The organism is Allobosea sp. AAP35 (assembly GCF_001295925.1).
In the GTDB taxonomy this organism is placed as follows: domain Bacteria; phylum Pseudomonadota; class Alphaproteobacteria; order Rhizobiales; family Beijerinckiaceae; genus Allobosea.
Map to the genome: position 1 here is coordinate 1 of NZ_LJHQ01000057.1, position 8018 is coordinate 8018.

Consider the following 8018-nt stretch of genomic DNA (forward strand, 5'->3'; position numbering starts at 1 on the left):
GGCCTCGACCTCGCGCATCGCGGCATCCGCCGACGCAACGGCGCCGCGCAACCCCTCCAGCGGCGCTGCCGCGCTGCCGGCATCGAGCGCCGCCTGGTCGCGCAGCAGGCGTTCGCGTTCCGCAGCGGCGCGCAGCCCGCGCTCTTTCGTCTCGCGCAGGGCCCGCTCCAGCGCACGGCGCCGCGCCCCGAGTTCGGACAGGGCGGCCTGTGCCGCGCCATGCGCCGCTTCCGCCGCCGCGAGCGCGGATTCCGCCTGCGCCAGCGCGCTGGTGGCCGTCTCGGCCTGTCCCGTCGCGCCTTCGCCATCGCGCGCCAGCGCCGCGTCCTCATCGGCCAGCCGCGTCAGGCTCTCGGTGGCATCGCGCGCGACGCTCTCCTGCCGGGCCAGATCGCCCTGCAGCTCCGCCAGGCGCCGGCCGAGCTCCTCGGCCCGCTGCCGGGCGCGCCGGTTCTCCGCTTCCAACTCGTCGAGGCCGCGTTTGAGTCGCACCAGCGCGGCCGCCGCTGAGGCTTCGCCGTCGCGCAGCGCGGGCAGTTCATGGGCGGCGATCGCCTGGCGCCTGGCCGCTTCCGCCTGGACACCGGTCTGATCGGCCACGGCGCGCTGCGCCGCATCGAGCGCGCTGCCGGCCTGCGCCTCCTGCAGCCGCGCCTCGTGATGGGCGATCAGCGCCAGCGTCGCTTCGGCCCGGCGGATATCGGCGGCGAGGCTGCGATAGCGCGCAGCCTGTCGCGCCTGGCGCTGCAGCGCCTCGATCTGCTGGTCGATCTCGCCGAGCACGTCCTCGAGCCGGGTCAGGTTCTCCTCGGCGCCCTTCAGCCGCAACTCCGCCTCGTGGCGGCGGCTGTGGAGGCCTGCGATGCCCGCCGCGTCTTCGAGGATGCGCCGGCGCGATTGAGGCTTGGCGGAGATGATCTCGGCGATCTGCCCCTGGCGCACCAGCGCGGGCGAGCGCGCCCCGGTGGCGGCATCGGCGAAGAGCAGTTGCACGTCCCGCGCGCGGACCTCCTTGCCGTTGACGCGGTAGGTCGAGCCCTCCTCGCGCTCGATCCGGCGCGTCACTTCGAGCACATCGGTCTCGTTGAAGGCGGCGGGCGCCTTGCGGTCGGCATTGTCGAGGGTCAGCGCGACCTCGGCCATGTTGCGGCCGGGGCGGTCGTTGGAGCCCGCGAAGATGACATCATCCATTCCCGAGCCGCGCATGTTCTTGAACGAGCTCTCGCCCATCACCCAGCGCAGGGCCTCGACGAGATTGGACTTGCCGCAGCCATTGGGCCCGACGACGCCGGTCAGCCCCGGCTCGATCAGGAATTCCGTCGGTTCGACGAAGGTCTTGAAGCCGGTGAGTTTTAGGCGCGTCAGATGCATGGACGGGCCCCTGCAACAAGCGCGCCCGTCATCCCGGGCGATCGGAGATCGACCCGGGATCCATTCCGGAACAGTTCAGGCATGGATCCCGGATCGGCGCGGCTGCGCCGCTTGTCCGGGATGACGCCGAGGTTGGATCGGAGACGCCAGCCGCCCTCAGCCCGCCAGGAGCGGCTCGATGATCTTGTCGAATTCGGCCATCGAGAGCGCACCTGACCGCTTCTGCCCGTTGATGAAGAAGGTCGGTGTCGAGTCGACGCCAGCCTTGGCCCCACGATCCTTCACGACTGTGACGGCGTCATAGATATCCTGCCTTTTCAAGCAGGCCTCAAACGAATCCTGTGTGAAACCGGCCTGCTTGACCATGGAGGACAGCGCGTCCACTGGCTTGTCGGTGAAGGCCCAGGCCTTCTGCTGGGCAAACAGCAGATCGGTCATCGCGACATATTTGTCGTTGCCATTGCAGCGCGCCAGCATGAAGCCCGCCGTCGCCAGCGGATCGAGCGGGAATTCGCGCAGCGTGAAGCGCACCTTGCCGGTGTCGATGTATTTCGCCTTCAGCGCCGGCCAGGTGTCTTTGTGGAAGGTCGCGCAATGGCCGCAGGTCAGCGAGGCGTATTCGATGATGGTGACCTTGGCGTCCGCCGGGCCGAGCCAGACATCGCCAAGCGGGCCGGGCGTGGCGAGGTCGGCCTGGGCATGGGCGGCGGGTGCGCCCAGCATCGCGGCGGCCGCGAGGCCGGCTGTGCCCGTCAGAAGCTGTCGCCTGTTCGTCATCGTCACGGTTCCTAAAAAATGGTACGAAGGTCTGGAAGATAGTCTGATCGGCCGGGCGGACCATAGAGGCCGCGACGATTGTGGCAAGATCGTCACCGCGCCACACGACGTCTGCTCACGAAGCCGTGTCGATGGCCTCAGCGCTTGGCGTTCTGCGCGACATGCACCCCCAGCCGCGCCAGGCAGTCGCGTAGGGCGGGGTCGGAGACGCTGGAGACCTGCGCGCCGATCCGCGCGACCAGGGCCGGGTCTGGCGGTGGCGGGGGGCGTTTCGGCGTGGCTGCCTCGACTGGCCCCTGCTTGAGCACGAGCTTGCCGACCGCGCGCCAGCCGAGATGCGTGTTGACCCGCTCCAGCACGATCGGCGCCAATTGCTGCATTTCGAGCGCGAACGCGCTTTCGACCCGCACGACCATTGTTGCCGGATCGGCCGTCTCGCCCGGCGCCGGGCGTCGGCGCGGCCAGTCGATCTTGAGCGGCCGCGTGCGCGCCGCCAGGCGCTCGCCAACGATCTCGGGCCAGAGCGACACGATGGCGCGCCCGGCAAAGCCCTGCGCCGCCAGCGCGGGCGCAAGCAGGTCGTCGATCAGATCGGCGAGGGGTTTCACGGCCATGGCCCTTGATGGGCCGCGGGGGAAGCGGCTGCAAGCGATTTGCTCGAGCGGGCGAGGCGGCGACACCTCGCCCGCGCGTTCAAAAGCGCGTTGTCAGGCTCGTCAGCCAGTCGGGCGAGCGACGCACGAGTTCGGCCTCGGCGATCTTGTCGTAGCCGCTGACGATCAGCAGGCCGACGGCGACGAGAACGAGCCCGAGCACGATCTTCGCCGTCTTGCCGCCCCCCATCAGGCGCCCGCGCCACCGCGCCATCGCCTGGCGGGACATCAAGCCGAGCAGGACCAGCGGCACCCCCGCGCCGACGCCGAAGAACGCCATGGTCATGGCGACCTGGCCCAGATTCTCGCCCCGCGCCGCCAGCACGGAGGCTGCTCCCAGCGTCGGGCCGACACAGGGCGCCCAGACGGCGCCGAGCAGCAGCCCGACCCCGAACTGGCCCCAGACGCCGCGCGTCGAGAAGCCCGAAAGATTGCGGTCCGCCCAGTCGCTGACCGGCCCGCCGGCAGTCGCCACCCTGACCTGCAGGGTCGGAACGGCGAGCACCGTGCCGACCAGGATCATCAGGATCGCCGCCGCGATACGGAACACGTCCCCATCGAGCCCGATCCCGTACCCGATCGTCGCCACGAACAGGCCGATGGCCACAAAAGAAAGCGCGACCCCGCCGGCCAGGGCCGCCGGGGCGAGACGATGCTCGGCCGCCGCCGTGCCGAGCACGATCGGCAGCAGCGGCAGCACGCAAGGCGACAGGATCGAGAGCAGACCTGCGAGGAAGGCCAGACCGGCGCTGCCGAATTCCATGGCGTCAGACCGCCTTGCCGAGCAGAGCTTCGATGCTGGCCTTGTTGGTGTCGCCGACCGAGCGGCCCATTTCCGCGCTGCCCTTGAAGGTGATCAGCGTGCTCTGGGTGCGGGCGCCGAACTGCTTCACGGCGTCCTTCTGGCCGTCGAAATCGACGCGCATCACCATGAGATCCTTGAAGCGGGGCTGCTTGCGCAATTCGGAGATGATCGGCCCCTGCGCCTTGCAGGTCGGGCACCAATCGGCGTGAATCTCGACGAGGATCGGCTTGCCGGCCTTTTGCGCGGCAGCGAAAGCGGCGGTGGTGAACGGAACGATGACATCGTTTGCGAAAGCGGCGGGAGCGGCGAAGGCGTTCGCCAGCAGGACGATGGCGACGAGGCTGCGACGTGAGAGCATGGGTTCGACCTTGTTGAACGAGCGATCAGCCGGGTGGTGGCTTTCCGCTATTCGTCTCGCAGTGTGGTTCGGTTACCCGCCCCGGCGGGCGATCACACCGATGTGATCCGCGCAAGCCGCCAGGATCGGGTTCAAATCCCCGCAAGCCGCATGGGCTGGTGGCGGGATTGCTGCCGGCCCGCTAGATGCGGTGTGATGAATCAACCCGTGCCTCGGCCCGACGCGTCCGCCGCCGATCTCCTTGCCTGGTATGACCGTCACCGCCGTGTCCTGCCCTGGCGCGCCGGGCCAGGCGAGCGCGCCGACCCCTACCGGGTCTGGGCCTCCGAGATCATGCTGCAGCAGACCACCGTCACGGCGGTTAAACCCTATTTCGAACGCTTTATGGCGCGCTTTCCAACTGTCGCTGCGCTCGCCGCCGCAGCGTCCGAGGAGGTCATGCAGGCCTGGGCGGGCCTGGGCTACTACTCCCGCGCGCGCAATCTTCATGCCTGTGCGCAGGCAGTCATGGCAGATCACGGCGGGCGATTTCCCGAAACCGAGGAGGGCCTGCGCAGCCTGCCCGGCATCGGCGCCTATACGGCCGGTGCGGTGGCCGCGATTGCCTTCGACAGGCCAGCTGCCGCCGTCGATGGCAATGTCGAGCGCGTCATGACGAGGCTTTTCGCGATCGAGGATTTGCTGCCCGGTGCGCGTCCGCTGGTCCGCGAGCGCGTGCTGGCCCTGATGCCGCAGGACCGGCCGGGCGATTTCGCCCAAGCCCTGATGGATCTCGGCGCCACCATCTGCACCCCGCGCAATCCGGCCTGCGGCCTGTGTCCCTGGCGCGAGCCCTGTCTTGCCCGCATCGCCGGCACGCAGGAGAGCTTTCCGAGGAAGGCGGCGAAGAAGGCAGGCCTTACCCGCTATGGCGCCGCCTTCGTCCTGTTGCGCGAGGACGGAGCCGTGCTGCTGCGCACCCGCCCGCCCAAAGGCCTGCTCGGCGGCATGGCCGAGGTGCCGACCAGTGAATGGAGTGCCGGGTACGAGCTCGACGGCGCCGCGCAGGATGCGCCGGTCGTCACCCGCTGGCGGCAGCTTTCGCCGCCGGTGCGGCATGTCTTCACGCATTTCCCGCTGGAACTCACGGTGTTCACCGCGACGGCTCCCGCCGGGATGCAGGCCCCGCAGGGCATGCGCTTCACCCCGGCTGCGCGACTGAGTGAGGAGCCGTTTTCGAGCGTGATGCTGAAGGTTATCGAGAGGGCCGGGATCAGGACGGTCGCCGGCGCCTGAGAGAGCTTAGGCCGCCGCCATCTGCGCCCGGATTTCGCCGCGCAGCGTGTCGAGCAGCATCAGGCCGCCCGGCCGCTCGACATGCCAGAAGGTCCAGCCATTGCAGCTCGGCAGCCCCTGCGCCAGCGCGCCGACCTTGTGGATCGAGCCCACCGCGGGATCGAGCAGCAAGGTGCCGTCCGCGCGGATGATCGCGCTGTGGCGGCGCTTCTCGTCGGTGACGCGTTCGCCCGCCTTGACCAGCCCGGCTTCAACCAAAGACAGAAAGGGCACGCGCGGCTCGCTGCGCTTGGAGGGCGCGGTGGCGAAGGCCTCCGGCGGCAATGGCGTGATCGCGTCGATGCGCTTGCGGGCTGCCTCGGCATAGACGCCATCGCGCTCGCAGCCGATGAAATGCCGGCCGAGCGCCTTGGCCACAGCCCCCGTCGTGCCCGTGCCGAAGAACGGATCGAGGATCACGTCGCCGGGGTTGCTGGCCGAGAGCATGACGCGGGCGAGCAGGGCTTCCGGCTTCTGAGTCGGGTGGACCTTGGCGCCGCTTCCGTCCTTCAGCCGCTCATCGCCGGTGCAGAGCGGCAGATACCAGTCGGAACGCATCTGGAGGTCGTCATTGCCTCCCTTTAGCGCCTCGTAATGGAAGGTGTACTTGGACGATTCGCCGCGCGCCGCCCAGATCAGAGTCTCATGCGCGTTGGTGAAGCGCCGGCCGCGGAAATTCGGCATCGGGTTGGCCTTGCGCCAGACGATGTCGTTCAGCATCCAGAAGCCGAGATCCTGCAGGATCGACCCGACGCGGAAGATGTTGTGGTAGCTGCCGATGACCCACAGCGCGCCGTCGGGCTTCAGCACGCGGCGGCAGGCGGCAAGCCAGGCGCGGGTGAAGGCGTCGTATTCGGCAAAGGACGAGAACTTGTCCCAGTCGTCGTCGACGGCATCGACGAGGCTGTCATCGGGCCGACGCAGATCGCCGCCGAGCTGGAGGTTGTAGGGCGGGTCGGCGAAGACGAGATCGACGCTGGCCGCCGGCAGCCGTTCGATTGCGGCAATGCAGTCGCCGACCAGGATCTGGTCCAGCGGCAACGCTTCCGGCAGGCTCGCAGCCTTGATCGGGGGCAACTTCGACGGTGACTGCAGCGCGGGCCGTCCGGTACGCGAAACTTGAATCCGGACGGCGGCGCTGGTGGTCCCGGTACGCAAAATACCCATGACGCCCCAAGACCGTTACGCAACTTCAACAGTCGCGATATTGGCCAGTCAGGGTAAAAGCCGCGTTTCCAGGATGAAAAAAATGCGTCCCATTCTGGGGCTGCAGTTTTTGCCCATCGTCTTGGCGGATATGGGGAATTCCTAATCCGGCGTTAACGCCGCGCCCCCCGTGCAACACGCGCGGGTCATCCCGGGCGACCGGAGGGAGACCCGGGATCCATGCCTGAACCTCGCGGGCAAGCGTTCCGGAATGGATCCCGGATCTCCGCTTCGCTGCGTCCGGGATGACGGCGTGGTTCCGATGCCGGCTACCGCCGCCAGACGCCCTTCACCGGCGCGAAGGAATAGCGGTGCTCGGGGCAGGGGCCTCGCGCCTGCAAGGCGGCGCGGTGCTGCGGCGTGCCGTAGCCGGCATGGGTGGAAAAGCCATAGGCCGGAAAGCGCGCGCACAGCCGCGCCATCATTGCGTCGCGCGTCACCTTGGCGATGATCGAGGCCGCCGCGATCGAGGCGATCTGCGCATCGCCGCCGATGACGCATTCGCACAAACAGGCAAATTGGGGCGGGTCGTTGCCATCGACGAGCACGCAGGCCGGCGCGACCGCCAGCGCCGCCACGGCGCGCCGCATCGCCAACAGCGTCGCCTGGCGGATGTTGATGGCGTCGATTTCCGCTGCGGTGGCGCTGGCGACGCCGATGGCGAGCGCCGATTGTGCGATCAGCGTGAAAAGCTCCTCGCGCCGCGCCGCGCTCAGATTCTTCGAATCGTCGAGGCCGTCCGGCACCGCCTGCGGATCGAGGATGACGGCGGCCGCAACCACGGGCCCGGCGAGCGGCCCGCGCCCGACCTCGTCGACGCCTGCGAGCGGCCAGAGCCCGCTGGCGATGGCCTGCGTCTCGCGATGGAAGGTGGCGGTCATGGGCGGGGCTTATGCAACATCCTGCCTCTGAAATGCCAGAGGGCATGTTGGAGCGGACGTCATGGTCGGGCTTGACCCGACCATCTCTTGCCGAAGGATGCTCCATGCTCAGTCCGGCCCGAGATTCTCGGGTCTGCTCTTCGCTTCGCCCGAGAACGACGGCAGTGGTCGGCCGTCTCTCAAAACAAGCTCAGCTGCGCCTTGTCCTTCTCCGGCTTGACGAACAGGTCGCTGCGCAGCCGCAAGCGTGCCCCGTTGAAGCCGAAACGCTCCGCCGCCATCTCGAAGCGCCGGCCGATCATCCAGGCGTAAGGCCCTGACCCCACCTGCCGCTGGCCCCAGGCCGCGTCGTAATCCTTGCCGCCGCGCGTCGAGCGGATCAGCGAGACGACATGGCGCAGCTTGTCGGGGTGGTGGGTCAGGAGCCAGTCCTGGACCAGGTCCTTCACCTCCAGCGGCAGGCGCAGCAGCACATAGCCGGCCTCGCGCGCGCCAGCAGCCTGCGCCGCTTCCAGAATCCGCTCGATCTCGTGCTCGTTGATCGCGGGGATGATCGGCGCGACCAGCACGGTCACGGGAATGCCGGCATCCGACAAGGCCTTGATCGTCTCCAGCCGCTTGGCGGGAGAGGCGGCGCGCGGCTCCATGCCGCG

General features: G+C 68.7%; 9 protein-coding genes. 1 reads left to right on the forward strand and 8 read right to left on the reverse strand.

The window, feature by feature from the left end; translation table 11 throughout:
• The 5 genes from IP69_RS17880 to IP69_RS17900 form a co-directional block, all read right to left on the reverse strand.
• On the reverse strand, positions 1–1371 hold a 1371-nt coding region (locus IP69_RS17880; protein WP_156323530.1), incomplete at its 3' end, for a chromosome segregation SMC family protein.
• 156 nt (positions 1372–1527) lie between these two features.
• Positions 1528–2094, reverse strand: coding sequence for a DsbA family protein (locus tag IP69_RS17885; RefSeq protein ID WP_248306885.1), 567 nt, complete (start codon positions 2092–2094; stop codon positions 1528–1530).
• 191 nt (positions 2095–2285) lie between these two features.
• Positions 2286–2762 carry a DciA family protein gene (locus IP69_RS17890; RefSeq protein ID WP_054144197.1) on the reverse strand — a complete coding sequence of 159 codons (477 nt, stop codon included), beginning with the start codon at positions 2760–2762 and terminating at the stop codon, positions 2286–2288.
• 79 nt (positions 2763–2841) lie between these two features.
• On the reverse strand, positions 2842–3564 hold the full coding sequence (locus IP69_RS17895; RefSeq protein ID WP_054144198.1) for a cytochrome c biogenesis CcdA family protein: 723 nt from the start codon (positions 3562–3564) through the stop codon (positions 2842–2844).
• Positions 3565–3568: 4 nt separating this feature from the next.
• Entirely contained in the window at positions 3569–3964 is a 396-nt protein-coding gene (locus IP69_RS17900) for a thioredoxin family protein (protein ID WP_054144199.1), read from the reverse strand.
• A gap of 195 nt (positions 3965–4159) precedes the next feature.
• Here IP69_RS17900 and mutY point away from each other — a divergent pair, with 195 nt between their 5' ends.
• Positions 4160–5239: an A/G-specific adenine glycosylase gene (gene mutY / locus IP69_RS17905; protein ID WP_054144200.1), complete on the forward strand. Its 1080-nt coding sequence runs from the start codon at positions 4160–4162 to the stop codon at positions 5237–5239.
• Positions 5240–5245: 6 nt separating this feature from the next.
• Here mutY and IP69_RS17910 read toward each other — a convergent pair whose 3' ends face one another.
• From IP69_RS17910 to IP69_RS22180, 3 genes are all read right to left on the reverse strand, one after another.
• A complete protein-coding gene (locus tag IP69_RS17910; RefSeq protein WP_054144201.1) occupies positions 5246–6445 on the reverse strand; it encodes a site-specific DNA-methyltransferase in 1200 nt (399 codons plus the stop codon).
• Between the two features lie 308 nt (positions 6446–6753).
• Positions 6754–7365 carry a ribonuclease HII gene (locus IP69_RS17915; protein WP_054144202.1) on the reverse strand — a complete coding sequence of 204 codons (612 nt, stop codon included), beginning with the start codon at positions 7363–7365 and terminating at the stop codon, positions 6754–6756.
• A 179-nt stretch (positions 7366–7544) separates the two neighbouring features.
• Positions 7545–8018: radical SAM protein (locus tag IP69_RS22180; protein WP_197279938.1), on the reverse strand; the 474-nt coding region annotated here is incomplete at its 5' end.

Excerpts from the sequence above, each read along its gene's own strand:
- IP69_RS17885 (WP_248306885.1), bottom strand. The coding sequence starts at position 2,094 with ATGCTGGGCGCACCCGCCGCCCATGCCCAGGCCGACCTCGCCACGCCC.
- IP69_RS17895 (WP_054144198.1), bottom strand. The coding sequence starts at position 3,564 with ATGGAATTCGGCAGCGCCGGTCTGGCCTTCCTCGCAGGTCTGCTCTCG.
- IP69_RS17900 (WP_054144199.1), bottom strand. The coding sequence starts at position 3,964 with ATGCTCTCACGTCGCAGCCTCGTCGCCATCGTCCTGCTGGCGAACGCC.
- IP69_RS17890 (WP_054144197.1), bottom strand. The coding sequence starts at position 2,762 with ATGGCCGTGAAACCCCTCGCCGATCTGATCGACGACCTGCTTGCGCCC.
- mutY (WP_054144200.1), top strand. The coding sequence starts at position 4,160 with ATGAATCAACCCGTGCCTCGGCCCGACGCGTCCGCCGCCGATCTCCTT.
- IP69_RS17910 (WP_054144201.1), bottom strand. The coding sequence starts at position 6,445 with ATGGGTATTTTGCGTACCGGGACCACCAGCGCCGCCGTCCGGATTCAA.
- IP69_RS17915 (WP_054144202.1), bottom strand. The coding sequence starts at position 7,365 with ATGACCGCCACCTTCCATCGCGAGACGCAGGCCATCGCCAGCGGGCTC.